This is a genomic window from Collinsella aerofaciens, assembly GCF_028207065.1.
GTDB lineage: Bacteria > Actinomycetota > Coriobacteriia > Coriobacteriales > Coriobacteriaceae > Collinsella > Collinsella aerofaciens_AR.
Map to the genome: position 1 here is coordinate 13,106 of NZ_JAQLFP010000021.1, position 26,080 is coordinate 39,185.

Sequence of the window (26,080 nt, forward strand, 5' to 3'; positions counted from 1 at the left end):
TGCTTATATTTACGTAAAGATTGCACCGCCCGCCCGGGATCGGCATACAGCCGGCCCGGGCATCTTTATAATGCGGATTGAAGACCCATTTGAATCCGACCGAACAAGGGAGCGAACATGGATCGCAGCAAGGTACCTGCCGTCCTGTCCATCGCAGGATCCGATTCCAGCGGCGGCGCCGGCATTCAGGCCGATATCAAGACTATCACGGCGCACCGTCTGTATGCCGAGACGGCCATCACGGCCATCACCGCACAGAACACCCTGGGCGTCACCGCCGTGCAGGACATCTCCCCCGATATTGTCGCGGCGCAGATCGATGCCGTCTTTGACGATATCCGCCCCAACGCCGTCAAAATCGGCATGGTCTCCTCTGCCGAGATTATCGAGGTTATCGCCGAGCGCTTGAGCGCCTGGGATGCGCAGAATATCGTCGTCGACCCCGTCATGGTTGCCACCTCGGGCGCTCGCCTCATCGCCGAGGATGCTGCCGAGGCGCTCACCCACTGCCTGTTCCCGTTGGCGACCGTTATCACGTCCAATATTCCCGAGGCCATGGCGCTGCTCGACTACGAGGTCGATTCCGAGCGCACGCAGCAAAACGCCGCCATGCTCCTCACCCGCCGCTTTGGTTGCGCATCCCTCGTTAAGGGTGGGCATCTTGTCAACGAGGCCAACGATGTATTGGCCGAACCCGCGCCACTCGATAACGAAGGCAACCATATGGGCGATCCGCTCACCACGTGGTTCCGCCACAAGCGCATCGAGACCGGCAACACGCATGGCACCGGCTGCACGCTTTCATCCGCCATCGCCTGCGCATTGGCGCAGGGCATGGATCTTGCCGACGCCGTCAACGCCGGCAAGGCCTACCTAACGGGCGCTCTCGCCGCCGGCTTTGACATGGGCAAAGGCTCCGGCCCTGTCAACCACATGTGGCAATACTAAATAGCCAGTAACCTGCCAAAAAAAGACAGGCTACCTTGCACCAAAAACCGTCGCAACATTCGATGAAAATCGTGCAAACGCGAAAAATCATTAAATGTTGCGACGGTTTGATTTTAGATAGCGGTCGAGCAAAGGACCAGAGCGCCTATTCGTCGGCGAGTTGAATTCCCAACAAACCCGAGAGCGCAAGTGCCTGCTCGGCATTGACCGTCAGGCCCCGCAGCTCACGGTAGTCGCCCGAGATGACAGGGGCCGCGAACGCGCATCGCGATACATCCACGCCGGAAAGCGGCGTCTTGAACACATCGATTCGCGTCAGGTCGCAGCCGTCCAAGCGCAATTGCCCCAGCTTTGCCCCCTGGAGTGCGGCCTCGGTCAAACGCGTGTCATGCGCAGCCATGGGGCCAATGCGTCCCTCCGAAAGGTTCGCATAGCTCAAATCGCACGATGTAAACGACACGCTCGACAGACGCGCCCTGAGCAAGTTGAGCCCCGGCGCCGAGCAGTCAACGAAGTCGCAGCGGTTGAGCCAGCAGCCTTCCATGTTGCAGCGGATAAAGCGGCAACCGCGAAACACCACGTCGCGAAACGTCGAGCCGCTCCAGTCAACGCTATCGAACTCGCAAGATCGGAACACGACGCCATCGAAGGTCGCGCCGTTCGCCACGTCGCAGGCAAGATCCAAATCCTCAAAAGCGGTATTGGAGACGAGCTCATCGCCCTCGGCAAAGAGGTCGATGAGCTCGTCCATGCCCATATGGCAGCCAATCCGTTCGTTTACCCGGGCAAAACCACCACAAAGGTGCCTGCCCCCTTTGCGGTGGCTTGGGGTCGCGCTACTCACCGAGCATCTCTTGGAGCTTGGCTGCCACGGCATGTCCCAAGCTCTCGTGGCTTTCGGGCATCATATGCAGATAGTCGATATCGCCCGGCTCGGCAAACTCGGCGGCATTCAAAAAGTCGCAGCCAAACTGCTCGGCCACGTGCGCATAGTACTCGCCAAAATGTTCAGATGCCTCGACGGAACGCTCGTCAAAATCGGTCATATATACATCGGCGATCTGCGGCTTGATCTTGATAGGAGCCATCAGCAGGATGCGCGGGCAAGGCGCAGCGTCGGTCCACGGAAACGCGCGGACGGCGCGAATCAGCGCCATGGCGCCACGGGCGATATCGGAAGCTGTCACGTTAAAGACCGTCTTACAGTCGTTGGTGCCCAGCATGATCACAATGGCGTCCAGCGGCTTATGAGCCTCGAGCAGCATCGGAAGCGCGCGAATGCCGTTGAGGTTAGTGTCCAGATGGCACATGTCGTCGCGTACCGTCGTGCGGCCGTTGAGGCCTTCTTCAATTACATGCCAGCCCTCGCCTAAGTCACGTTGGACCACGCCACACCAGCGCACATCCTGCGCATAGCGCACCGCGGTACCGTCGCGCATGCCCGCCGGATCGTAACCATAGGTGTTGCTGTCACCAAAGCACAGAACGTTTTTCATCGTAAGCTCCCCACTCAATAAAAAGCCGACAGGAGCAGCCTCTCCCGTCGGCTCGGTATATCGCATCACGAGCACCGTTTACAGGTACTTGCGCCAGTCGTCGTCATCCTCGTCATCCTCGGCAGCGGTCTGAGCCTGCTCGGCGGCACGGGCGGCTGCGGCGCGGGCGGCAACCTGAGCATAGGACTCCTCGTTTTGCTCGGGGAAGTTTGCCAGCACGTGCTCGAATTTGGCGAAGTCCTCGTCCCAGCGCGTAGAGGGCACGGCAAAGAAGACCTGCTTGACCTTGAAGTCGCCCGATGCGAGCTCCTTGCGGAAGAGCTCGGCCACGGCCTCTGCGTCAAAGCCGTTGTTCTCGCAGCCCCAAGCACCCAGTACGAGCTTCTCGCGGCCAAGCTCATCGCAGATAGCAAGCACAAAGCGAATGCGGTCGCGCAGGGCGTCAAGCAAGGCATCGTCGCTCACGCGGTACTCCTGGCGAGCACGCTTGGCGTTGGGTGCAGCGGCGACGATCACGTCGGCATAGGCGTGCACATGCTTGCGCTCGAAGCGCACCGCGGGCACCACCAGCGCACGGTTGCGGTACAGCTCACAGTTGATGTTGCGGCGACGGTTCTCACCGTACCATTTACGCTGCTTATCGAGGACGTTGTACAGATACGAATCGGCGCACAGCGTGGCCTCCTGGCCCAGATAACCCTGAATATATCCACCGCCCGGATTGGTAAACGAGGCAAAGGCGAGCACGGCCATGTCGCAGAACTGCGCATAGCCGCGACCGTTATCGAGGATTGCCTGCGTGGCGGAGGCATCAAGCACAGTGACCTCGGGCAGGACCGGAGCGGGCTCCTCAGCAGGCGCGGACTCAGCTTCGGCGATTTCCTCGGCAGGCTCCTCGACGGGCTCGGGCGCCGCCTCGGTCTCGGGCGCCGCCTCGACCTCGGCAGTCTCCGCGTTCTCGACGTCCTCGGCGACCTGCTCTTCGGGGGCCACAGCAGTCTGAACCTTGGCCTTCATCGCCGCGACAAAGCCGGCGGGCATGCCGTCAAACTCGCGAACACCAGCAAGCGAACGCTCGATATCCTTGGCGCAGGCCTCGGACACAGTCATCACATGGCGCTCGGCGGCCTTGGCACGGGCCTCGCGCTTGGGATTGGGCTGACCCGCTCGGTTGGACCTGCGGTTACGGTTCCTGTTGTCGACGTCTGCCATACATGGCCACCTTTCCTGTCGCTGCCGCTATCGGCTTTTCCCATCCATGATACCCCGCCGCGCACAAAAAAGACGGCCCCGAAGGACCGCCTTTCGCATCGTTTTACCGTGTCCGGCAGGAAGCATCGCAATGCCGCGTTTTAATCGCGACGGCCGAGGATGTTCAGGATGCGTAGGAACACGTTGATAATGTCCACGAACAGATTGGACGCCATGAGCACCGCATTGGGCAGCGTAGGCGGCACCGTCGTGGCCACATAGGTGTCGTAGCCAATAAAGCCGGCAAACACCACAATCACGATCAGGTCGGTGATGGACTGCGAAACGCCCATGAACATCAGCACGATCTCGACCAGAATCGTGGCAAGCAAGATGCCAAAACCAATGCCATACACACGCTGGAAGAACTTGGGGAAGGTCACGCCCAGCGCACCAAAGACAAAGGTGATGGCGGCCGTGGCGATAAAGGCGGTGTTAATGGTAGGCAGGTCGTAGTTGGCAAGACCAAACGACGCCGTCAGGCCAAAGGTGCTCGCAAAGACCACGTAGCCCACGAGCGACAGGCCCACGGACTGTTTGCTGGCAGCAGCCGACATCATGACCATGCCAACGATGGTCAAAATAAATGAGCCAAAGACCAGCGGCAAAGCGGCGCCGCTCATCATCATGCGCGCAAATGACATGGTGCTCGTAAAGTAAGCACCGGCGCCCATGGCGCAAAAGCCCAAAAAGATCAGAGCAGACATGACAAGGTTGTACGCGCGCGGCGACATCTCCTTGGCACGGCTTGCGCCGGTCTCGATGGGGCCATTCTGATAGCCCTGGATATCGTTCATACTTTCGTCCTTTCAAAAAGCACCGCGACGGCGCCGTAGCTGACAAGTTTCCTGCCATTGTACCCGAACGCCACGCGTTCTTACCTGCGGCGCTCGCCCTCGAGCGTACGATCAAAAGCCCAGACCCACCAACGCATCACGTGCGCCTGCGAGCCGTCCGCCCGCTCACGCGTTTGGTCCTCTAGATACAACTCGGTCGCATGTCCGCCAAAACGTACCTTATAGGTTGCCGTACGAATGCCGTGAACCGTCAGGCCAAAACCGGTGGACGAGACAATCTCGTCAATCGTAAAGCAGCGACCGTCAACCCAGCAGACGGTAACCGGCACAACCTGTCCGCCCGCGAGAATGCGAGCCACGACGTCCACATACTGCTTGTGCACGCGCCGAGTTTTGCCGTCTGTCTGTCGATATTCCATGGCCCCTATTATCGAACGCATGTTTGCATGTTGTAAAGCGAACAGACTGTGGTTTTGGAGTGTCGGACCGCAGGCGCACGTCCGCACGACGCGTTAGCAAAAAGAACACCCGCGGTCAACAGGGCTAATATTCAATGTTAGTACCAAAAAATTCACTTCTCCCATCAGAACTCCGTAAAGAAACCCGCAGGAGGTGATACGATTTATCATGTTTTTGTAACGAGTCTGCAAATATCGAGAAAGCCCATATATGGACGTAACGTTCTCAACCTTCCTCGGCCAGCTTGTGTCGAACCCAGTCCTTGCCGTCACCGTGATCCTCGCGCTCGGCGCCATCTTCGTCAACGGATGGACCGACGCGCCCAACGCCATCGCGACCTGCGTCACCACGCGCTGCATGCCCGCCCGCGCCGCCATCCTCATGAGCGCCGCATTCAACTTCTTGGGCGTGCTCATCATGACGCACTTTAACGCGAGCGTCGCCAACACCATCTCACATATCGTCGACTTTGGCGGAAACAGCACCATGGCACTCGCGTGCCTCTGTGCGGCGCTGTTCTCCATCGTCGTCTACGGTGCTACGGCATCGCGTTTTGGTATCCCCACTTCGCAAAGCCACAGCCTCATCGCCGGCCTGACCGGAGCTGCTATCGCCCTCGGTGGTGCCAACAGCGTCAACATTCACGAGTGGATGAAGGTTATCTACGGCCTGGCGCTCTCCATTGGCCTGGGCTTTGTCATGGGCTGGATCCTGTGCAAGCTCGTCTCGATTCTTTTCGCCGCCGCCAACAGGCGACGCGCCAACGTTTTCTTTAAATATGCTCAGATTGCGAGTGCCGCGGCCATGAGCTTTATGCACGGCGCGCAGGATGGACAGAAGTTCATCGGCGTGCTCTTTTTAGGTGTCGCCTTCGCCAACGGCCAGACTAGCGTCGGCGACGCCGGCATCCCCATCTGGATCATGCTGCTGTGCTCGGCCACCATGGGCATCGGCACCAGTGTGGGCGGCGAGCGCATCATCAAGTCCGTCGGCCAGAGCATGGTCAAGCTCGAAAAGTACCAGGGCTTCTCCGCCGACCTGGCGGGCGCCGCGAACCTGCTGCTTGCCACCCTTACCGGCATCCCCGTGTCCTCCACGCACATCAAGACCTGCGCCATCATGGGCGTCGGTGCCGTCAAACGCCTCTCGGCCATCAACTTCGGCGTCGTCAAGGACATGATGTTCACCTGGTTCTTCACCTTCCCCGCCTGCGGACTCATCAGCTTTGTCATGGCCAAGCTGTTCATGATGTTCCTCTAGCCACACCGAGCGTCCATCCGGACCGCAAAACTTCGCCCACCCGTCTTCGCCTCGAAAGGACCCACTCATGGCAAAGAAACCCGATTCATTCTACTTTGACAACTACGTCGCCTGCGCCGACCTTGCCGTCCAGGCCGCCGAGCTGCTTACCAAGATTTTCGAGAACTTCGATCCCGCGAAGATTCACGATATGCTCGACAAGATGCACGCGATCGAGCATGCGGCCGACAAGAAGCACCATGAGCTTGAGGACGCCCTGCTCACGGCCTTTATCACCCCGCTTGAGCGCGAGGACCTGGATCTGATGAGCTGCTCGCTCGACACCGTGCTCGACCGTATCGAGGGCGTCGTGCAGCGCGTCTACTTCACCAACATCCAGAGCATCCATCCCGACGCCATCGTCATCGCCCACAAGGTGACCGACGCCTGCCGCGCCATGAAGGACCTGATGGTCGAGCTGCCCAACTACCGCAAGTCCAAGACGCTGCGCGAGCTCGTCATCCAGATCAACACCATCGAGTCCGAGGCCGACGAGCTCTATATCAACGCCATGCGTAACCTGCACGTTAACGGCAAGGACCCGCTCGAGGTTATCGCCTGGCGTGACGTGTACGCCTTCCTGGAGTACTGCGCCGACTGCTGCGAGAATGTGGCCGATGTCGTGGATTCGATCGTCATGAAGAACAGTTAATTGGGGGTACATGTCCCACCGGTCGCGGGCCCGGCCACTAATAACCTTTTTCACTCCGGCTGCAAGCAGAGTCGTTCAAGGTTATTAGTGGCCGGGCCCGCTCCCTTATGCACCACCATTGGGAACTTTGGCTGATAGATTTAGCGCGATGGGGGTTTGGCTGAAGGGACCTATGGTACCCGTTCGGACACTTTGGCCCTTGATGAGCGTTTGGCTGATTGCTGCTTTGGGTACTGTTTGGGTTACTTTGGGTTTGTTTGATTTTTAATTGTTGGAGGGCTTGTATGTCTTATTTGGATCTGGCTCGGTCTCGGTATTCTTGTCGCGAGTTTGAGAATCGTTCTGTTGAGCAAGCTGTGGTGGATGCCATTGTTGAGGCTGGGCGTATTGCTCCTTCTGCTTGTAATAATCATCCAGCCCGTGTGATGGTGCTGGATACGCCTGAGCTGTTGGAGAAGGCTGCTGCTTGTCAGCCTCGGTTTGCTCGTGATGGGTCTATCTTTGGAGCTCCGCTTGTCTTCCTTATTTGCAGCGTTACCGATGATGCTTGGGTACGCCCGTATGACCAGATGAATTCCAGTGAAATCGATACGTCCATCGTGTGCGACCAGATGATGATGGAGGCCACCGAGCAGGGCCTGGGAACGTGCTGGGTATGCCATTTTAAGCCTGAGGTGGCACAGGAGCAGTTCAATCTGCCCAAGGGCGTCTATCCCTATCACATGCTCGTCTGTGGCTATCCCGCCGACCACATCGCCGATCCCGAGCATCGCGAGGCCCGCACTATTCCCCTCTCCAACTTCCTCCTCAAGTAGTTTTTAGACATACCTTAAAATCTACCTTTTACCACGCGCCCTTCGCCGAGTTCTGTCCTATCGCATGCAGAGCTCGGCGTTTTGTTTCCCAACCCGTATACAGCCACAAAAAAGGAGCCCGCAGGTGCGAGCTCCTCTTAAGGACACTAGATTGTAGCTCTGATGCTAGTCCAGGTCGTCGGCAGCAAAGTTGTCGATCGGGGCAAAGGGATCGGCCACGGGGACAACCGGGTCAGCGACGGGCAGCGGCTCGGCGGGAACAGTCACCGCAGGAGAAGCGGCAGAACCGACCGGCGTGGAGGCCATGAGGTCGCCCGGGAAGGAGTTCTGGGCATCGTCCATGAAGTGCTGGATGAGCTTGAGATACTCGGCCTTGAACTCCTCACGGGAAGCCTTGAGACGATCGATCTCCTCGAGCTCGGCCTGCTTTTCGGTCAGAGCCTGGCGGATAACCTCGCGGGCCTTGGCGTCAGCCTCGTTGCGGATACGCTCAGCATTCTCGTTGGCATCGTTGACGATGGTCTCAGCGGTCTGCTGGGCAGCGATCAGGGCAGCGGAAATCTGGCGCTCCTGAGCGGAGAAGTCAGGGGCGGGAGCAGCCACGGGGGCGGCAGGAACGGCTTGGGCGGTGGCATCCTGAGCCTGGGCAAGCTGAGCCTGCGCATCGGCAAGCTGCTGCTCGGTAGCAGTCAGACGACCCTTAAGGTCGACGATCTTAGCGAGCATAGCGTCAACCTCGGAGGACAGTGTCTCCAAGAAGACGTCGACCTCGGCAGGATCGTAGCCACGCTTGGCCTCAGAGAAAGTCTGAGCCTGGATGTCTGCAGGGGTAATAGCCATAACAAGTCTCCTTTTTCATCGCCTCGGCGCTACACGCCCGACGTAAGTTACTAAGTCAGTTCTACACGAGTATACCTATAAGAAGCTGCAGAACCAGCCTCTGCACCAACTGTAACGCAATAATCGCAACGACCGGCGAAAAATCGATACCGCCCATCGGCGGGATGAAACGACGGAACAGGTTGAGCCACGGACCGCACACGCTATCAAGCACCGCGGCAATATCCTGAAGCAAACCACCCTGCTTCATGGGAATCCACGTCATAAAGCAGTAGACGACAATGAGCGTGGAATAGAAGTTGAACAGCGTGTTGACCAGCTGGACGATAGTGTAGATGTTGATGGGAATCTCCTCGTCTTGTCTTTACTTAAGGTAGCCGTCGGCACGAAGCTTCTTGAGATCGGAATCTTTGACCTCGCAACCGGCGGGCAGCACCATGAACACGCGGTCGCCCACCTCCTTGACCGTGGCGCCCAGACCGCAGGCAAAGCCGTAAGAGAAGTCCAAGACGCGCTTGGCAACTTCGGTGCGTACGCCCACAAAAATCAGTGCGACAGGCTGCTTGGTGCGAACGCGGCGTACCACGGTCTCCACGTCGTCATAGCTCTCGGGGCGCAGGACATAGGCCGGCAGCTGCGGCGTGGCGTTGATGATATTGCTCGCATAGGCCGAGGCATCGCTCGGCGCAGGCGCGGGCGCAGCGGCGGCACGGGCGCGGGTGTTCTCGGCGTAGCTCGACGGCGTGTCATAGGCACCAGGACGATAACCGCTCGCAACGCTGTCCTGCGAGCGCGAAGGCGGGTTATACGTCGTGGCATGGCGGGAGTCATCGCCGACCAGCTGACCGGAGCGCGTATACACGGCAACCGACTCAGCTTCACCACGGCGCGTCTGACCAAGCAGGCCGTTGCTCGGCTCGTCTTGGGTGTAGAAGCCCTCGCCCGAAGCACCGCTGTAGCCGTTGCCCTGATAACCATCGTCATAGCCGTCATCGTAGCCGTAGTCGTCGTCCTGGCCATAACCCTGGTCGTAACCCTGCTGGCCGCCCAGGTGAATCTTATTTTTAATCTCGTCAAGGAAGCCCATGGTTGTGTCCTCTCGCGGTTTAGTGCAGGCGCCCCGATAATCAGTGCGCACTTCAGAGCCTTATTTTACTGCAAACTCCGGGCTAAATACTACCCTGCCCAGGCGAACGAGCGTAGAGCCCTCCTCAAGGGCAGGCTCAAAGTCCTCGCTCATGCCGCAGGAAAGCTCAGGCAGGTTCAAATCGGGATGCGCCGCCTCCAGCTCATCCCTCAGCTCACGAAGCCCCGCAAAGGTGCGGCGTGCCACATCCTTATTCCCCCGGGGCGCCATAGTCATAAGCCCCTGCACGCAAATTCCCTCAAGCTCCGCAAGCTCACCCGCGGCGGCGCGAATCTCATCGGGCGAAAAGCCTCCCTTCGACTCCTCACCACTCACATTGACCTCAATGAGCACACGCTGGAGGCCGGCGAGCTCGCCTGCCTCAATCTTGCGGACAGCACGGCTCGAGATCGCCTGCGCCAGATGCAGCGAACCCACCGAGTGAATCAGCTCGGCTGAGCCCAGCACCGCATTGATCTTATTGGTCTGCAGGTTGCCGATCATATCGAAGCGCACCTCGGGCAGCTCCGGATGCTCCGCCAGACCCGTGAGCTTGCGAACCAGCTCCTGCGGGCGGTTCTCGGCAAAATGGCGATACCCCGCCTGGATGGCGGCAACGGTCTCATCGACACCAACGGTCTTGGACACGGCAATGAGGCGCGCGGCGTCGTGGGGGCGGCCCGCGCGATCGAGCGCCGCATAAAAACGTTCCAGAATCTGCTCGCGGCGAGCGCGCATCAAGTCCAAATAGTTATCCATTGCCAATCGCCTCCGCTGACAGCCAAACAAGTAGTCCCATGCTAACGCAAGAGCGCGGTCCCGCATGTGCAAGGCCGCGCTCACTTAGGTATTTACAATCTTTCGACGAACGGGGTCACTTACTCCTCGTCGTCCTCGCCATCGTCCTCGTCCTCAAGATGATCGAGCAGGTAGCGAAGACCCTCGCTGACCTCGTTGGCGGGCACCTTGGCAACGTAGCGCGCGTCGACGGCGGGCCTCATGATAACACCCTCGCCCGAAGGCACGCGCATGCTCTCGAGCTCATCCTCGTCCACACGGGCGATATCGCCGGCGTTCATACGCTGACCAGTCAACAGGAAGGTCAGACGGCAAGCGGCATCGATGGAAATGGAAGCGATGCGATCGAGGTAGCGCGAAACCATGATGGCGCGGCGCAGGTCGTCATAGTTGCTGTCATCGTCCATAAAGTCGCCCGTATCCATACGGTTAAAGGTGCGGAAGAACTTCTCGTATGCCGCATGCACCGGCTCGTCCTCGACGGCCAGGTTGCAAATGATGGACATGTCGTTGGTGACGAGCGCAGAAAGCGACGAGCCTAGCACCTGGTACACGGCCTCAGCCTCGGCCTCGACCGTGCCGACAAGCTCCTGGGACAGCGAGATGTCGGCCTTGATCATATGACGCGTGGCACGGCAGATCTGACGGACCTTATCGGTCATGCGCTGCAGGTTAAAGTCGACGTAGATGATCGTCTGAAGCAGGCGGAAGTCGGAAGCAACCGGTGACTGCGTGGCGATCAGGTTGTAGCAGACGGCCTCCAGGTTGGCGCAGCGCGCGTCAATCGAAAGCGTGCGCTTCTTGGTCTTGGTGGCGAGCTTGCGGTCGTCGGTCACATAGGCCTTCACGGCATCGTGGAGGGCCAGATCGACGGCCTCATAGATGCTCAGCATCTCGTGACGGGCCTCGACGAGCTGACGGGAAAACAGTTTGCGCATGGTTCACTCCAATCAGTTGGGTGCGGTCATGCCGCCCGCACAGTGAATACGCACCGGACTAGGTCCGATCGGCTTGGGACTAGTCGCACCGATCAGCCAAAGCGGCCGGTGATATAGTCTTCCGTCCGCGAGTCCACCGGGCTGGTGAAGATCGCGTCGGTTTGACCATACTCGATGAGCGTGGCGGGCTCGCCGGCAACTTCCTGCAAGAAGAATGCGGTGTAGTCGCTGATACGAGCTGCCTGCTGCATTGAATGCGTGACGATGATGATCGTCATCTCGGGCGCCAGCTCGGCCATCAGATCCTCGACCTTAGAGACGGACGTGGGGTCGATGGCGGAGCAGGGCTCGTCCATCAGGAGAACATCGGGTTGCACCGCAAGCACGCGCGCGATGCACAGACGCTGCTGCTGACCGCCCGAGAGCGCCAAACCATCCTTGTTGAGCTGATTGGATACCTCTTTCCAGAGGTTGGCGCGCTTGAGCGATTCTTCCACGATGTCATCGAGGTCGCTTTTGCTAGTCACGCCCTGCAGACGAGGGCCAAAGGCGACATTCTCGTAGATGGATTTGGGAAACGGGTTGGGCTGCTGAAAGATCATGCCCACGCGACGACGGAGGTCGACCGGGTCGACGCCCTCGGCATAGATATCATTGCCGTCGAGCGTCATGGTGCCCTCGACGCGCGTACCCTCGATCAGATCATTCATGCGGTTGATGCAGCGCAAAAACGTCGACTTGCCGCAGCCCGAAGGGCCAATGAAGGCGGTGATGGCGTTTTTGGCGATGTTGAGGTCAAGCCCCGTCAGCGCATGAAAGTCACCGTACCAAAAGTTGAAATCCTTGGCCGTAATGGCCACTTGCTCCAGCGTGGGAGCGGACTGATAAACGGACATGGGACTCCTTAACTAGCGACGCTTGCGCGACAGGAAGCGCGCAAACAGGTTGAAGGCCAGAATGATCACCATCAGCAAGAGCGCGGTGCCGTAGGCTGCGTTCATGTTGATGCCGTCGTTGGCAAGCAGGTACAGGTGAACCGTCATGGGGCGGCCGGAATCGAGCGGCGAAATAGGTAGATTGATGGCTTGGCCCATGGTGTAGAGCACCACCGCGGTCTCGCCAATGGCGCGGCCGATGGCGAGGACGATGCCCGTGGCAATACGGCCAAAGGCAGAAGGAAGCACAATCTTGGAGACAACCTGCCACTTGGTGGCGCCCAGGCCGTACGCGCCCCAACGGATATAGCGCGGGACGGCGCGAATGGCCTCTTCGGTGGTGCGCATGACGATGGGAAGCATCAAGAGCGCGAGCGCCAGAGCGGCCGAGACCATCGAAAGGCCCAGGCCCATGGCCTCGACAAACAAGGCGTAGCCAAACAGGCCCATAACGATGGAGGGCACCGAGGCCAAAGCGTCAGCAGCGTAGCGAATGAGCTCGACGACCTTGCCCTGCTTGGCGTACTCGGCCAGATAGACGGCTGCCAGCACAGCAATCGGCGTGCAGATAAGCATGGCGAGCGCCGTCACATAGACGGTCGAGACGATCGTGGGCCAAATTCCGCCCTCGGCGTTGACGCCCTGGGGCCAACCGAAGATAAAGTCGAGCGAGATGTGTGGCAGGCCGTTGATGACCACGTAGGCGATGATAGCGACCAGCACCAGCGTGGTGATGTATGCCGCGGCACGGAACACGCCAAGCATGATCTTGTTGGACAGGTCCTTGTTGATGCGGCCCTTCTTGCCGTGGGAAAGGGCACGCTTGATGCGCTCGCGCGACGAGGTCGTATCGACCGTCGTGTCAACGGAATCGGACATAGCCTACCCCCTCTTCTTCTTGGAAACCAGGCGGACGATGCCCACCAGCGTGGCGGAAATGATAAACAGGACCACGCCCATGCCGAACAGCGCCGAGCGATGCAGACCCGAGGTATAGCTCATGTCGAGCGCAATCTGGCTCGTGAGCGTCGAGATGGGGCTCGCAATGCTGTCGGGAATAACCGGGGCGTTACCCACGACCATGAGCACGGCCATGGTCTCGCCGATGGCACGGCCCATACCCAGCACGATGGCATCCACGATACCCAGCTTGGCGGCAGGTAACACGACCTTATAGATGGTCTGCCACTTAGTAGCACCCATGGCATACGATGCCTCGCGAATACCCATGGGAATGGAATTGAGGGCATCGATGGTGAGCGTGGTGATGGTAGGGACGATCATGATGGCAAGCACGAACCACGCCGTCAGCGCACCAAAACCAAGACCACCGGTCAGTTGCGCGATAAACGGACGGATGATGATCATGCCAAAGAAGCCATAGATGATAGAAGGGATGCCGGCCAACAGGTCAACGGCAGGGCTGATGAGCTTGCGCACGCGCTTGCTGGCGATCTCGACCAGATACACGGCCGTGCCCACGCCTAGGGGCACACCCATGGCGAGCGCACCGACGGTCACCAGACCCGAGCCGGCAAGCAGCGACACGATGCCGTAGTGGCCCTCAGAGGGCGCCCACGTAAAGCTAAAGAAGTCCGCCAGACCGATGTCGGTAAAGACGGGCAGCGCCGAGTACGTGGTAAAGACAAAAATCAGGATGACGGTAACAACCGCCAAGAACGCGCAGGCAAAGAAAATCCACTGCAGCGCCTTCTCCTTGATATAGGTGCTGCGCGATACGAGCGCCAGCTCGCGCTTCTTGGGCGCCTGAGCATTCTGCTCAGTCTGGGAGTTTTCCTGTGCTTCCATGCTACTCACTCCCCTTCTCGTCGTTGGTGACGGGAATAAAGCCCGCCTCGCGAATCTGCTTGTCCATCTTTTCGGACGTCACGTAGTCGATGTAATCCTGCGCCTGCTGCGAAGGCGCACCCTTCACAAAGAAGTAAAGGTCGCGCGAGATGGGATAGCCGCCGCTCGCGACCGTCTTCTCGGACGCCTCAACATGATTGACCGAGACGGCCTTGACCGAGGTCTTGGCGTTGAGGCTATCGACGAAGCCCAGCGAAATGTAGCCAATGGCACCGCGCGAACGAGATACCACGTCGCGCACCTGGCCCGTGCCCGAAAGAACGGCCGAGCGGCGATCGAACGGGGTGCCGTCCATCACGATGGTGCGAAAGGCCTCACGCGTGCCGGACGCCTCATCTCGGTTGATGACCTGAATCCTCAGGTCCTCGCCACCGACTTCTTTCCAGTTGGTGATCTTGCCGGCGTAAATATCGCGGAGCTGCTCGGTCGAGAGGTTATCGACCGGGTTATCGTCGTTCACGATGACCGCGATACCGTCGTGGGCAATGACGATGGGAGTCAGGCCCAGATCCTGTTCGTCGGCATTGAGTCCACGGGAGGAGCTGGCGATGTCGGCCGTGCCAGCGCTGACGGCTTCGATGCCAGCGGAAGAGCCCAAACCGGAAACGAGCACGTCGATGCCGGTCCCCTCCTTAAAGCCCTCTGCCGCAATCTCGGCGATAGGAAGGCAGGTCGTGGAGCCGGCCACGGTAATGGAAGAGGTAGAAGATCCCGAAGAACAGGCACACAGCGTAAGCGTAAGCACAGCGGCGCTCAGGACCGATACGATCTTTCTCATAGCATCACGCCAATCGCGGCATGGCGCCCACAGGTGCCGTCCTCGTTACGGTAGGAATAAAAGCGGTCGTTCTGACGCACAGTCGAAAGCTGGGTATCCACGATATTATCCGCGTCCACACCGATATCTACCAACGCCTCACGAATGGCGGCAGATAGATCGAGCATGCGAGAAGCGCCCGCATCGATGCACGAAAACTCGGCGGCAAAGCGGTCCATGAGTTCCTGGGATACCTCATATTCGTCAGCCAAGATATGGGGGCCGATATAGGCGGAAACGTCGCTCGCATCGCAGCCGGCAGCATCGCAAAGCGCCTGGCACGCCTTGGCAGAAATACGTGCAATCGTGCCCTTCCAACCGGAGTGCACCACGGCAAACCCGCCGGGGGCCATCAGCACCACGGGAACGCAGTCGGCAAAGCAGAGCAGCACGGGCACGTCATGGGCCGTACAGACGATGGCATCGCAGCCCTCGGCAATCTGCTCGCGGACGTCCTCAAGGTCATCGGCGCCGTTCGAGGTCACCGCAACGATATGGTCACCATGGACCTGATTGGGAACGAGCAGGTTGTGCTCGCACTCAGTGGCGCCCATAGCTTCGAGCGCTCGACGACGATTTTCTTGAACAGCAAAGGGGTCATCGCCTACATGCGAGCCCAGGTTGAGCGAGGAGTACGCATCTTCAGAAACGCCACCGGTGCGCTCGGTAAAGGCAAAGCGGACATCGGATGTCGCGCCCTCCACCAACGTAACTCCATCATGGTCGACACGCGAAACGTTGTCCGCACGTGCTGCCATACTAAAGCCTCCTAATAACACAAGTACCGCGGCGTCGCCGCGCAGTCCGCGTTTATACGGCTGTCATACTTCCTTAAAAGGATACCCGCAGCGGTAGGGACCAAACGTAAAGGGAACGTAAGGAGATTGGAGGCTTTCGTTTACAAACGAGAAACAAAACGGGGTGCATCCAAATGGACACACCCCGTGCAGGTCGTTGAGAAAAACGAACTAGAAGCTACCGCGCTTCAGGAAGTCGGGAAGCTCGAACTGGTCGTTGCCAAAGTTGGGCAGCTCGGTACCACCGACGTTGCGGGTCGGAGCGGCCTGAGCCGGGCTGGCAGCCGGAGCGGTGCGCTGCGGCTCAGCGGAGGCAGTGGCCTTGCTCTGAGACTGCTGAGCAGCAAAGAGCTCATCCTGACGGTTGACGTTGGAGTCGGAGAAGCCCGTAGCGATAACGGTGATACGCACCTGATCGCCCAGGGACTCGTCGACAACGGTACCGAAGATGATGTTGGCCTCGGGGTCGACGGCGTTGGCGACAACGTCGGCGGCGTCGCTGATCTCCTGGATGCCCAGGTCCTTGGAACCGGCGATGGAGAGCAGCACGCGCGTGGCACCATCGATGGAGCTCTCGAGCAGCGGGCTGGAGATGGCCTGCTGGGCAGCGTCGACGGCACGGGTATCCCCAGAAGAGGTACCGATACCCATCATGGCGGTACCGGCCTGCTTCATGATGGTCTTAACATCGGCGAAGTCCAGGTTGATGATACCGGGGACGGTGATGAGGTCGGTGATGCCCTGGGTGCCCTGGGAAAGGACGCCATCGGCAATCGCGAAGGCCTCGAGCATGGTGGTCTTCTTCTCGGCGATGTCGAGCAGCTTATCGTTAGGGATGACGATCATGGTGTCGACGCAATCGGAGAGGGTCTTGATGCCCTCCTCGGCGCTCTTCTTGCGCTTGCGGCCCTCGAAGGTGAAGGGCTTGGTCACGACGGCGACGGTCAGTGCGCCGACCTCGTTCATCGCGATATCAGCAACGATGGGAGCAGCGCCGGTACCGGTGCCACCGCCCTCACCGCAGGTGATAAACACCATGTCGGCGCCAGCGAGCGCCTCGGCAATGTCGTCACGGGACTCATCGGCAGCCTTGCGGCCAACCTCGGGGTTGGCGCCGGCGCCCAGGCCGCGGGTAAGGTCGGTGCCGATGTGCACCTTGATATCGGCATCAGAGATCGCGAGTGCCTGAGCGTCGGTGTTGATGGCAACAAACTCGACGCCGCGGATGCCCTCTTCGATCATTCGATTGACCGCGTTGGTACCGCCGCCGCCGACGCCGACCACCTTAATGACGGCAAGGTAGTTGTTGATCTCTGTCTCGTGCATGTCGGTCCTCCGAACAAAGGTTATAGCCATAGCATGGGTCGACCCCTGCGCACATTAACCTTCAGGTTGAAAGTAAATGCAAAGGTAAACCGTATTATGTTTGCACATTATGAACGTATCAGTCAAATAATTGACCGTGAAAACCAAACAAACCAGATAAACGGCGTGGTATGGCCCCTCAACAAAGCATCAACCAGCGCTACGAGGTCGGAGCATTCCTAAATGTGTAGTTGCCTGGAGAGCGCACATTGATATACGTTACGCCCTCTACCTGCGAAAGCAACTTGGTGACTACGCGTTCCTTCTTGGCGATATCGTCCGAATCGCCCAGCGACACCTCAATGCCGTTATTGAGGTTTGCCGAGATGGCTTCGACCGAAGGCGTGGAGATATCCTTGACTTGTCCCAAGAACTCGCTCGAAAAACCACGCACATAATCCAGGCCGGCCTTAACGGCCTTGGAGTTCACCGCCTGGCCGGAAACCGGAGCGACATCCGCCGAGACATCAGTCAACAACACCGCGCCATAATGCTTGGCGAGCGCCAGCGCGGCATCGATTCCGGTCAAGGTATTTGAGCCCTGCCCTGTCGTGATGACGTTGCCCTGGTCGTCCACTTCGACCGACGTCGACAGCGGGGCGATCCAGGTGTCATCGTCTCCGATAGCCCAGGCAAGGTCATCGGAGCTGATATACGCAATGGCGATAACTTTACGCTCCGTCGGCGTGATGATAAGCGTATGGGGAAACTGGCGCTGGACATCCACGCCCGAAACCCACGGGTTCTGCTTGAGATCCTCGGTAATCTGGTCGGGATCGACGTTAAAAAGCGACGTTCCCTCGGGCAAGTCGATCAGCTGGATAGCATCGTGCTTCGTCACATGCTCGCTGCCTTGAATCTGAATATCAGTGGCAGTAAACAGTCCAGAGTTGATCACCACGGTGGCAACGACGACGAGCACGGCCAAGACGGCCAGAACGCCGCCCACGATTTTGCCTTTGCCTGTAACGACAGAAGCGGCGTCTGATGTTTTATTTGCCATCGCTCCAAGTGAAGATAACGGGTTGAAACCTTTTTTACTCGAAGGCTTCTTGGCGGTAGCCGGCACCGATGTCAGCGAGCGCGGTTTCGATGCGCCCAGCGTGCGACCTGGACGCGCCGCTTTAGTTCCCGTCGAGGGCTTGGGAGCTGCCATGGGACGGGCAGGCTTGGCGCCCATAACAGGCTTTGACGTCACCGAGGGACGCGAGGACTTTTTTGCGGCCGGACGATTACCGAGCTGCGAGCCGACGACCGGACGACTGGTCTGTCGAGCATGCCCGACAGACTTAGAGTGCGCGACGGTATTGCGTTGAGGTTTGGCAGGCGCGCCGGAACGCCCTCCGGCGCGGCGGAAGGTGGGTTTCGATGCTCTAGAAGCCGAGGAATTTAACTTCCGGTCTGAGCTCGATGCCATACGCCTCCCTCACCTTTCCGTGCACATGTCTGATAACCGCGGCAACGTCATCGGCCGAGGCAGTTCCGTTATTAACGATAAAATTAGCGTGAACGGGCGAAACTTCCGCGCCGCCAATCGAAAAACCCTTTAATCCACAATCCTCGATAAGCTTGCCCACACTCGCATCGGGCGGGTTGCGAAAGACAGACCCGCAGGATGCACGACCCATGGGCTGCGTACGCTTGCGCCTTGTAAGGTACCGCTCCATGCGCTCGCGAATGTCGGCCTTGGGCGCCGGTTTAAGCTTGAGCACGCACTCGAGGATGATCTCATTTCGGGGAAGGCTACATTCGCGGTAGCCCCAAGAGATCTCGGACCCCGCATAATGCTTGATACCGGATGCCGGGTCAAACGTTACGACATCCTCAACCAGCGAGCCAATCCACTCGGTCCGCGTGCCGGCATTCATAGATATCGCACCGCCGACCGAACCAGGAATGCCAACGGCAAACTCAAGGCCCGAGAGGCTACGCGACAGGGCATCGTTGACCAGGCGCGCAAACATCACGCCCGCACCGACCGTCAGCGTACAACCGTCATCGGCAACAACCGTGCGCTGAAACTCACGTCCGAGCGAAATGACGGCACCGCGATAACCGCCATCGGCAACCAGCAGATTGGAGCCCTTGCCGATGATGACCCACGGCACCTGCTCGCGATCGAGCACCGCCACGGCGCGGCGGAGGGCATGATAGCTATGGCACGTCACAAAGAGGTCGGCCTTGCCGCCGATACGATAGCTCGTATGACGCGCAAGGCGCTCGTCCTCGATCACATCCGTGTCGATCATGCCCGAGAGCGCCATGACGGCGTTAAACAGACCCATTAGACTTAAGCGTCTTTCTTGGCAGTCAGATACTCAATGAACTCGGGACCGACGGTCGTAACGTCGCCGGCACCCATGGTGAGCAGCAGGTCGCCCTCGCCCACCATCTGCTCGAGCTCCTGATTGAGCTCAAGACGGCTGGAGCAGTACACGACCTCCTTGCCAGGATGCTTGGCGCGCACGGTATCGGCGAGCATCTTAGAGGTGACACCCGGAATGGGCATCTCGCCAGCCGAGAACACATCAATCAGCAGCAGTTTATCGGCATTGGCAAATGCATCGGCAAAGTCGTCGCACAGGGCCTGCAGGCGCGAATAGCGGTGCGGCTGGAACACGACGTCGACGTGCTTGTAGCCCAGCGACGAAGCGGCAGCAAGCGTCGCCTTGATCTCGGTGGGGTGATGGCCGTAATCATCGACCACGGTGATGCCATCGATATCGCCCACGTGGGTAAAGCGACGGCGGACGCCCTCAAAGCTCGAGAGCGCCTTGGCGGCGGCGTCGATGTCAAGGCCCAGGACATGGGCGACGGTGAGCACCGCCGTGGCGTTGAGCATGTTGTGGCGACCGGGATTGCTCTTGATCTCCACAGCGTGCTCAGTGCCGTCCTCAAAGCGAACGATAAAGTCGCTCTGGATGCCCTTGACATCCGGGTGCATGCAGACGATGTCGTTGCTCTCGGCAAAGCCGTAGGAAAGCACGTGACGACCCGTCGACTTGGCGAGCTCGACCAGATGCGGGTCCTCACCGCAGACGATGACGGTGCCGTCCTCGCCCACCAGGCTCATGAATTTGGCGAAAGTTGCCTCGATCTCCTCGATACCCGAGTAGTGATCGAGGTGGTCGGCCTCGACGTTGGTCACGATGACCACGTTGGGGTTCAGGAACAGGAAGGAGCTGTCGGACTCGTCGGCCTCGGCGACAAAGTAGTCGCCCGAGCCGTTCTTGCCGTTCGTGTCATAGCCCTCGACGATGCCACCGATCAAGAAGCTCGGATCCAGACCCATGCGGTCGAGCATGGTGGCGCACATCGAAGACGTGGTGGTCTTGCCATGCGTGCCGGCAACAGCGACGGTGGTGTAGCCGTGGCCCAAAGCAGAGAGCATCTTGGCACGGGGCCACACGGGAATACCAAGCTCGCGAGCGCGCACGAGTTCAGGGTTGGACTCCGGAATAGCGGTGGAGACAACAACCACGTCGGGCTTGACCTCGTCGATCGTGGCGGCCTCATGGCCCACATGCACCTTCACACCAGCGCGGGTAAGCTGGCGGATATAACGTGACGTCTTAAGGTCGGAGCCGGTAACGGCATAACCGCGCTCGTGAAGAACGAGGGCGATGCCGCTCATGCCGGCGCCGCCGATACCGATAAAGTGGGCGCTCTTAAACTCGGGCGCGGAGGTTGCAGTCTGGGAATCAGCCATGTGCTCGTGTACTCCTTGCGTAAACACTGCCTGTAACCCGTTAACTGTACCGCACCTACCGAATCAGCGCGAGGGCGACCGACGATATCCCGTCTAACTAACGCAAACCCTCTACCGCATCGGCCAGAAGAGCGGCGGCCCTATCCTGAGCCAGACCACGCGCCGCCTGACGCATGGCGTCGCGCGCCGCCGCGTCATCGACCAGGTGCAGCAGTTCATCGGCAAAGGCAGAACCGTCGATATCGGCATCGGCGCAGAGCACACCGGCCCCGGCGTCGACCAGATAACGGGCATTGGTGGTTTGGTGGTCGGCCGTCGCATGCGGATACGGCACGAGCACCGAGGGCACGGCGAGCGCAGCAATCTCGGCCACGCTCGATGCACCCGAACGCGAGAGCACCAAATCGGCAGCAGCCAGCATATCGCCCATGTTGTCGATGTAAGGCTGGACGCGGTAACGCTTCGCCTCCTCGGGCGTCAGCGCCAAAGCGCGCTCGGTCTCCTCAAAGCCGTCGGCACCCGTCGAATGCAACACATAGAGGTTCTTGCGCGAAAGCAGCTCGTTTTTGAGCGAAGCCACGCGCTCGTTGAGGTGCTGGGCGCCAAGTGAACCGCCAAAGACGAGCAACAGCGTAGCGTCCTCGGGAACGCCAAGTGCCTTGCGGCCGCGAGCGCGATCGCCCTCGATTACCGAGCGACGTACGGGGTTGCCGGTCATGAGCACGTGGCCAGGGTCACCTTCGCGCTCAAAGACCGAACGCGCTGCCGGCACCGAGATGCACACGCGGGCGGCGTGGGAGTTCATCATCTTGTTGGCCAGGCCCGGAACAGAGTTCTGCTCATGCAGCAGATACGGAACGCCCGCGCCCTTGCACCACCCCAGCAGCGGAACCTCGACATAGGCACCAAAACCAATGGCGGCATCGGGCTTGCCGACCTTTGAGAAATGACTGGCGAGCGCACGTTTGGCCTTGTTGACACGCCACAGCGAGGTCAGCGCCGTCCAAGGACGGGAGCGGTCGAAGCCCGTGACCGTAATGGGCACAAAATCAAACCCAGCCTCGGGGACCAGACGACCCTCGAGCTTGCGCGACTGACCCACGAACACAACGTGGTGGCCACGGTCACGCAGTTCTTCGGCCAAGGCGAGCGCGGGGTTGATGTGTCCTGCCGTGCCGCCGGCTGCAATAGCAACGGTCATTTTATCGGTCATGGTAGTCCCTTCGTACACGCGGTCCCTGGTCGTCGGTACGCAGACGCGCCGACGGGTCCGAGTTCAAATCGATTCGATTATATCCGCCGCCCGCGTTGCGAGGGCTGGGGCGCTGCGGACGACCTTGCGGAGCCATTCGCGGGCGTGGACGAGCTGCCGGCTCGGATGCAGAACCATCCAGAACGGTAAAGCCGCTACGCGAAGGTCGTTCACCGCGCACATGGGCTACGCCGGCGGTACTCTCATCCATAACGGCAAAGCTCTCGCGGCGACGGTCGTACTCATCGCGACGGGCGCTCTCGTACGAAACGCGCAGGATCAGACCGGCGAGCATAAGCGACACAATAATCGACGAACCGCCGTAGCTAATAAACGGCAACGGTTTGCCCGTCATGGGAAACACGTTGAGGATGCCCAACGCGTTAATCAAAAACTGCACCGCGAGAATGACCGCGGAGCCAGACGCCATAAGCGCGCCCCGACGATCGGTCGCCTGCTCGGCAATGCGAAACGCCGAATAGATCAGCATCGCAAACACCAAGAAGAACAGCACGGTTCCGACAAAACCGACTTCCTCGCCAATGATGGCCAGGATGTAGTCATTGTGCGCCTCGGGCAGATACGAGTACTTCATGGTTGAGTTGCCGATGCCACGGCCGAACAGACCGCCCGAGGCAAAGGCCATGATGGCAAGCGTGGCCTGATAGCCGTCACCATACTCGTCGGCCCAAGGGTTCAAGGCAACCTGAATACGCACCATACGGTACGGCTCTGCAACAAGCGCAATCACGATCACGAGAATGCCGAAGATTAGCACGCCGATGATAAATCTGGGGTCGAGACCCGCAAACAACGCCATGCACATGAGGGTCAACAGGATGATCAGGACAGTACCGAAATCGGGCTGGATAAAGATCAGAAAGAGCGAAATGCCCAAGTAGATGCCCATCTTGCGAAGGAATTCGTTGATGTTGCCACCGGGCGAAAAGAAACGATCAAGCATGATGGCCGAATACGCAATGGCAAATGGCTTTAAAAACTCGGAAGGCTGGAACTGAATACCGGCGATGTTGAGCCAGCGCGTGGCGCCACGGCTGCCGCTGCCCACCAAGAACACCAGAAGCAGTAGCCCCATCATGCCGATGAGGAAGATCCTGAGCACGTCTTCCCCAAACCAACTGTCCGGCAAGATGCGCACGATGGCAACCATAGCCAGCACGCCAACTCCGGCAAACGCGGCTTGTCGAAACAGAAAAAACGTCGCCGAGCCATTCTCGTGCAGCGCCTCGACCGAAGACGCCGAGTACACCATCAGCAGGCCAAAGCACACCAAGGTAAACAGGCAGGCCATGAATATCAAACGGGGGCGCATGATACGGGCGGGAACGCCGGCAATATAGCGTTCGCTAAACGTCTGCCCGCCGCGACCGGAACGCGGTGTGCTGCGCCGCGAGGAAGCACGGTCCGAGTCGGGCCTCCTCATACCTTGTCGGGGGCTCTCCTCTCTCACCGGCAACCCCTATTCCATTTGCGATTTCGCCGCAGCGGCAAGCTGGGCCACATAGTCCTTAAACACGCGGCCGCGCTCCTCATAGCCCGAGAACTCATCGAACGAAGAGCAGGCAGGAGAAAGTAAGATCACATCGCCACGGCTCGACAGCGAACGGGCGACGTCCACGGCATCGCGCAGGTCATCCGCCTGGGCGATATCCACATCGCCATCGACATCGGCCTCGTCCATAGCGGCGGTGAAACGCTCGCGCGCATCGCCAAAGCAGACGACCGAGCGTACGTTATCCATAACAACGCGCGCGAAGTCCGTGAGCGGCGTGCCCTTATCGTGGCCGCCGAGCAGCAAGATCACGTCGTCATCGGGAAATGCCGTCAGTGCCTTCTCGACCGCATCGGTGTTGGTCGCCTTGGAATCGTTGACGTAGCGCACGCCGTCAATCTCGCCACACGGCTCCACGCGGTGCTCGAGCGGCTGGAACGAGGCCAGACCGCGGCAGACGCCATCGACATCGGCACCGACTGCCAGGGCAGCCGTGGCAGCGCACAGGGCATTGATAGCATTGTGATGGCCCGAAATCTTGAGCTCGGATGTAGCGATGAGCGGGGTCTCGACGCCCTTCAGGCGCACGATCATCTTGCCATCGCGTACAAAGGCGGCATCCTCACCCTCAGGCTCGTCAAAGGCAACCTTGCAGATGCGACGACCCGGCGTGTAGATGTACTCATCGAACTCGTGAATGCCGGCGTCTTCGACGTCGACAACCGCCAGATCGTCATCGACCATATTGTCAAACAGCTTGATCTTGGCAAGCGCATAGTTCTTATGGCTCTTATGCCAGCCCAAGTGGTCGGGAGTGATGTTGAGCAGCACCGCCACGCGAGGATGAAGCTCGGCGGTCGTAGCAATCTGGTAGCTCGAGAGCTCGGCCACAAACCACTCGTTGTGGGCTCGGCCGTCAATCTCGTTGACCGGCGGCTCGCCGATGTTGCCGACAGCTACGCTGACCTCGCCGGCAGCCTTGAGCAGATAATCAGTCAACGACGTGGTGGTCGTCTTGCCGTTGGTACCCGTGATGGCAATCCAGTTATCGGGCGACAGGCGATAGGCAAACTCGGGCTCACCCATAATCTGGGCGGCATGCTCGCGCCCGGCCTTAAAGAAGCCCGAGAACTCCGAGATGCCCGGGCACGTCACGCATACGTCATAGGCGCCCTCGACCTGTTCGGTCCCATAGACAAACGACGCACCAGCAGCCTCAAGCGCACGCGTGGCGTCATTGGGCTCAGAGGTGCCGCCGCCATACACGGTAACGGCGCTTACGCGCTCGGGATGTGCCAGCGCCCAGCGGGCGACATCGAGACCGGATTTGCCCTGACCCAAAACGAGCAGGCTAAAGACATCAGCAAGAGGCATGAAAGACCACTATCCCAACTGGAAGAACAAAGCAAGGCCAACGGCACCAAAGGCCGCAGCGATAATCCAAAAACGGATGACGACCTTGGTCTCGGCCCAGCCCTTCTTTTCGAAATGATGATGGATGGGCGCCATAAGGAAGACGCGCTTGTGCGTAAAGTGGAAGTAGACAACCTGAATCATTACCGACAGGGTCTCAACGATAAACAGGCCGCCGATGATGAGGGAGACGACCTCGGTGTTGGTCATGATGGACGTGCAGGCAAACGCGGCGCCCAGGGCAAGCGAGCCGGTATCGCCCATAAAGATGCTCGCCGGATAGCAGTTGAACCACAGAAAGCCCAAGCAGGCACCGGCACACGCGGTGCAGAAGATGGACAGGTTCACGTCTCCGTGCAAAAACGCCATGGCAGCCATGGCGAGCATGGCAATCATGGAGGTGCCACCAGCAAGACCGTCAAGGCCATCGGTCAGGTTCACGGCATTAGAAAGACCGGCGATCATCAGCCAGCAAAAGACAATGTAGAGCCACGGGAACGAAAGGCCGCAGATGGTGGTCGAAAGAACACCGAGGTCAATCGTCAGGCCGCCGGGAAAACGAATCTCGGGGGCGACGCCGCACCAGTTGACGGCAAGTACCGTAAAGGTGACACAGATAATGGTTAGGCCGATCATCTTGGCATGAGGCGTCAGACCGAGCGAGCGCCCATGCGTAACGGAGGTCAGGTCGTCGATCAGGCCCAGCACGCCGGTCGCCAGCGTGGCGAGCAGCACGAGCACGAGCTCGGTGGTGAGCTTGCCCATCAGCAGGCAGGTCAGCGAGATCGCGACGAGGATGACAACACCACCCATGGTGGGCGTTCCCTGCTTAACCAAATGACGCTTGGGGCCGTCGGCACGAACCTGCTGGCCGATACCCTCGACCTTGAGCAGCTTGATCCACCACGGCATGAGCAGCAGCGCAATGGCAGCGGCGATGCCAAGCCCCAAAAAAGCCTGATACGTTGGATACGAGGGATTGCCGAACATG

At 59.5% G+C, this 26,080-nt stretch carries 27 protein-coding genes; 4 read left to right on the top strand and 23 right to left on the bottom strand.

From position 1 onward, the window contains the following. Positions 1 to 117: 117 nt before the first annotated feature. Positions 118 to 948, top strand: a complete 831-nt coding sequence (thiD, locus tag PMX72_RS07010) for a bifunctional hydroxymethylpyrimidine kinase/phosphomethylpyrimidine kinase (protein ID WP_271729541.1) — start codon at positions 118 to 120, stop codon at positions 946 to 948. A 145-nt stretch (positions 949 to 1,093) separates the two neighbouring features. Here the strand turns inward: thiD and PMX72_RS07015 are convergent, their stop codons facing one another. The 5 genes from PMX72_RS07015 to PMX72_RS07035 form a co-directional block, all read right to left on the bottom strand. Next, positions 1,094 to 1,705 carry a pentapeptide repeat-containing protein gene (locus PMX72_RS07015; RefSeq protein WP_117798208.1) on the bottom strand — a complete coding sequence of 204 codons (612 nt, stop codon included), beginning with the start codon at positions 1,703 to 1,705 and terminating at the stop codon, positions 1,094 to 1,096. Between the two features lie 79 nt (positions 1,706 to 1,784). Next, positions 1,785 to 2,444, bottom strand: a complete 660-nt coding sequence (locus tag PMX72_RS07020; protein ID WP_117584214.1) for an SGNH/GDSL hydrolase family protein — start codon at positions 2,442 to 2,444, stop codon at positions 1,785 to 1,787. A 78-nt stretch (positions 2,445 to 2,522) separates the two neighbouring features. Further along, positions 2,523 to 3,656: a TIGR02452 family protein gene (locus PMX72_RS07025; protein ID WP_117779349.1), complete on the bottom strand. Its 1,134-nt coding sequence runs from the start codon at positions 3,654 to 3,656 to the stop codon at positions 2,523 to 2,525. 140 nt (positions 3,657 to 3,796) lie between these two features. Beyond that, positions 3,797 to 4,492 carry a Bax inhibitor-1 family protein gene (locus PMX72_RS07030; protein WP_117757011.1) on the bottom strand — a complete coding sequence of 232 codons (696 nt, stop codon included), beginning with the start codon at positions 4,490 to 4,492 and terminating at the stop codon, positions 3,797 to 3,799. 80 nt (positions 4,493 to 4,572) lie between these two features. Continuing rightward, a complete protein-coding gene (locus PMX72_RS07035; protein WP_117854961.1) occupies positions 4,573 to 4,911 on the bottom strand; it encodes a hypothetical protein in 339 nt (112 codons plus the stop codon). Between the two features lie 250 nt (positions 4,912 to 5,161). On the opposite strand from PMX72_RS07035, the gene PMX72_RS07040 reads away from it, so the two are divergent. The 3 genes from PMX72_RS07040 (at position 5,162) to PMX72_RS07050 (ending at position 7,717) form a co-directional block, all read left to right on the top strand. Further along, positions 5,162 to 6,211 (top strand): inorganic phosphate transporter, encoded by a 1,050-nt coding sequence (locus tag PMX72_RS07040; RefSeq protein WP_117779351.1) that lies wholly within the window; start codon positions 5,162 to 5,164, stop codon positions 6,209 to 6,211. 67 nt (positions 6,212 to 6,278) lie between these two features. After that, complete coding sequence (locus tag PMX72_RS07045) at positions 6,279 to 6,902, top strand: DUF47 domain-containing protein (protein WP_055251695.1); 624 nt, start codon at positions 6,279 to 6,281, stop codon at positions 6,900 to 6,902. A gap of 284 nt (positions 6,903 to 7,186) precedes the next feature. Next, positions 7,187 to 7,717, top strand: a complete 531-nt coding sequence (locus tag PMX72_RS07050; protein ID WP_117803365.1) for a nitroreductase family protein — start codon at positions 7,187 to 7,189, stop codon at positions 7,715 to 7,717. A 165-nt stretch (positions 7,718 to 7,882) separates the two neighbouring features. Here the strand turns inward: PMX72_RS07050 and PMX72_RS07055 are convergent, their stop codons facing one another. From PMX72_RS07055 to mraY, 18 genes are all read right to left on the bottom strand, one after another. Further along, on the bottom strand, positions 7,883 to 8,557 hold the full coding sequence (locus PMX72_RS07055; protein ID WP_117854958.1) for a DivIVA domain-containing protein: 675 nt from the start codon (positions 8,555 to 8,557) through the stop codon (positions 7,883 to 7,885). 61 nt (positions 8,558 to 8,618) lie between these two features. Continuing rightward, positions 8,619 to 8,906 carry a YggT family protein gene (locus PMX72_RS07060; protein ID WP_040358293.1) on the bottom strand — a complete coding sequence of 96 codons (288 nt, stop codon included), beginning with the start codon at positions 8,904 to 8,906 and terminating at the stop codon, positions 8,619 to 8,621. A 15-nt stretch (positions 8,907 to 8,921) separates the two neighbouring features. Beyond that, a complete protein-coding gene (locus PMX72_RS07065; RefSeq protein ID WP_271729543.1) occupies positions 8,922 to 9,644 on the bottom strand; it encodes a cell division protein SepF in 723 nt (240 codons plus the stop codon). 60 nt (positions 9,645 to 9,704) lie between these two features. Next, a complete protein-coding gene (locus PMX72_RS07070; RefSeq protein ID WP_117736390.1) occupies positions 9,705 to 10,442 on the bottom strand; it encodes a YggS family pyridoxal phosphate-dependent enzyme in 738 nt (245 codons plus the stop codon). Between the two features lie 119 nt (positions 10,443 to 10,561). Further along, positions 10,562 to 11,419 carry a phosphate signaling complex PhoU family protein gene (locus tag PMX72_RS07075; protein ID WP_271729544.1) on the bottom strand — a complete coding sequence of 286 codons (858 nt, stop codon included), beginning with the start codon at positions 11,417 to 11,419 and terminating at the stop codon, positions 10,562 to 10,564. 92 nt (positions 11,420 to 11,511) lie between these two features. Next, entirely contained in the window at positions 11,512 to 12,315 is an 804-nt protein-coding gene (pstB, locus tag PMX72_RS07080; RefSeq protein ID WP_271729545.1) for a phosphate ABC transporter ATP-binding protein PstB, read from the bottom strand. 12 nt (positions 12,316 to 12,327) lie between these two features. Continuing rightward, positions 12,328 to 13,233, bottom strand: a complete 906-nt coding sequence (pstA, locus tag PMX72_RS07085) for a phosphate ABC transporter permease PstA (RefSeq protein ID WP_006234250.1) — start codon at positions 13,231 to 13,233, stop codon at positions 12,328 to 12,330. Positions 13,234 to 13,236: 3 nt separating this feature from the next. Further along, entirely contained in the window at positions 13,237 to 14,163 is a 927-nt protein-coding gene (pstC, locus tag PMX72_RS07090) for a phosphate ABC transporter permease subunit PstC (RefSeq protein WP_271729546.1), read from the bottom strand. Position 14,164: 1 nt separating this feature from the next. Then, a complete protein-coding gene (locus tag PMX72_RS07095; RefSeq protein ID WP_271729547.1) occupies positions 14,165 to 15,001 on the bottom strand; it encodes a phosphate ABC transporter substrate-binding protein in 837 nt (278 codons plus the stop codon). Then, positions 14,998 to 15,798: a purine nucleoside phosphorylase YfiH/LACC1 family protein gene (locus PMX72_RS07100; protein WP_271729548.1), complete on the bottom strand. Its 801-nt coding sequence runs from the start codon at positions 15,796 to 15,798 to the stop codon at positions 14,998 to 15,000. The genes PMX72_RS07095 and PMX72_RS07100 overlap by 4 nt, the downstream gene beginning before the upstream one ends. 210 nt (positions 15,799 to 16,008) lie before the next feature. Next, a complete protein-coding gene (gene ftsZ / locus PMX72_RS07105) occupies positions 16,009 to 17,163 on the bottom strand; it encodes a cell division protein FtsZ (RefSeq protein WP_271729549.1) in 1,155 nt (384 codons plus the stop codon). Between the two features lie 199 nt (positions 17,164 to 17,362). After that, positions 17,363 to 18,151: a cell division protein FtsQ/DivIB gene (locus tag PMX72_RS07110; RefSeq protein ID WP_271746194.1), complete on the bottom strand. Its 789-nt coding sequence runs from the start codon at positions 18,149 to 18,151 to the stop codon at positions 17,363 to 17,365. Positions 18,152 to 18,575: 424 nt separating this feature from the next. Continuing rightward, the gene (gene murB / locus PMX72_RS07115) at positions 18,576 to 19,487 is read right to left on the bottom strand and encodes a UDP-N-acetylmuramate dehydrogenase (protein ID WP_117636007.1); all 912 of its coding nucleotides are present in this window, start codon (positions 19,485 to 19,487) and stop codon (positions 18,576 to 18,578) included. A 5-nt stretch (positions 19,488 to 19,492) separates the two neighbouring features. After that, positions 19,493 to 20,911, bottom strand: a complete 1,419-nt coding sequence (gene murC, locus PMX72_RS07120; RefSeq protein WP_055286074.1) for a UDP-N-acetylmuramate--L-alanine ligase — start codon at positions 20,909 to 20,911, stop codon at positions 19,493 to 19,495. A 97-nt stretch (positions 20,912 to 21,008) separates the two neighbouring features. Then, positions 21,009 to 22,124, bottom strand: coding sequence for an undecaprenyldiphospho-muramoylpentapeptide beta-N-acetylglucosaminyltransferase (murG, locus tag PMX72_RS07125; RefSeq protein ID WP_006234259.1), 1,116 nt, complete (start codon positions 22,122 to 22,124; stop codon positions 21,009 to 21,011). Further along, positions 22,114 to 23,607 carry a putative lipid II flippase FtsW gene (gene ftsW, locus PMX72_RS07130; RefSeq protein WP_117786674.1) on the bottom strand — a complete coding sequence of 498 codons (1,494 nt, stop codon included), beginning with the start codon at positions 23,605 to 23,607 and terminating at the stop codon, positions 22,114 to 22,116. The genes murG and ftsW overlap by 11 nt, the downstream gene beginning before the upstream one ends. Positions 23,608 to 23,643: 36 nt before the next feature. Beyond that, entirely contained in the window at positions 23,644 to 25,050 is a 1,407-nt protein-coding gene (murD, locus tag PMX72_RS07135) for a UDP-N-acetylmuramoyl-L-alanine--D-glutamate ligase (RefSeq protein WP_117786675.1), read from the bottom strand. A gap of 9 nt (positions 25,051 to 25,059) precedes the next feature. Next, on the bottom strand, positions 25,060 to 26,079 hold the full coding sequence (mraY, locus tag PMX72_RS07140; protein ID WP_006234262.1) for a phospho-N-acetylmuramoyl-pentapeptide-transferase: 1,020 nt from the start codon (positions 26,077 to 26,079) through the stop codon (positions 25,060 to 25,062). Position 26,080: the final 1 nt, after the last annotated feature.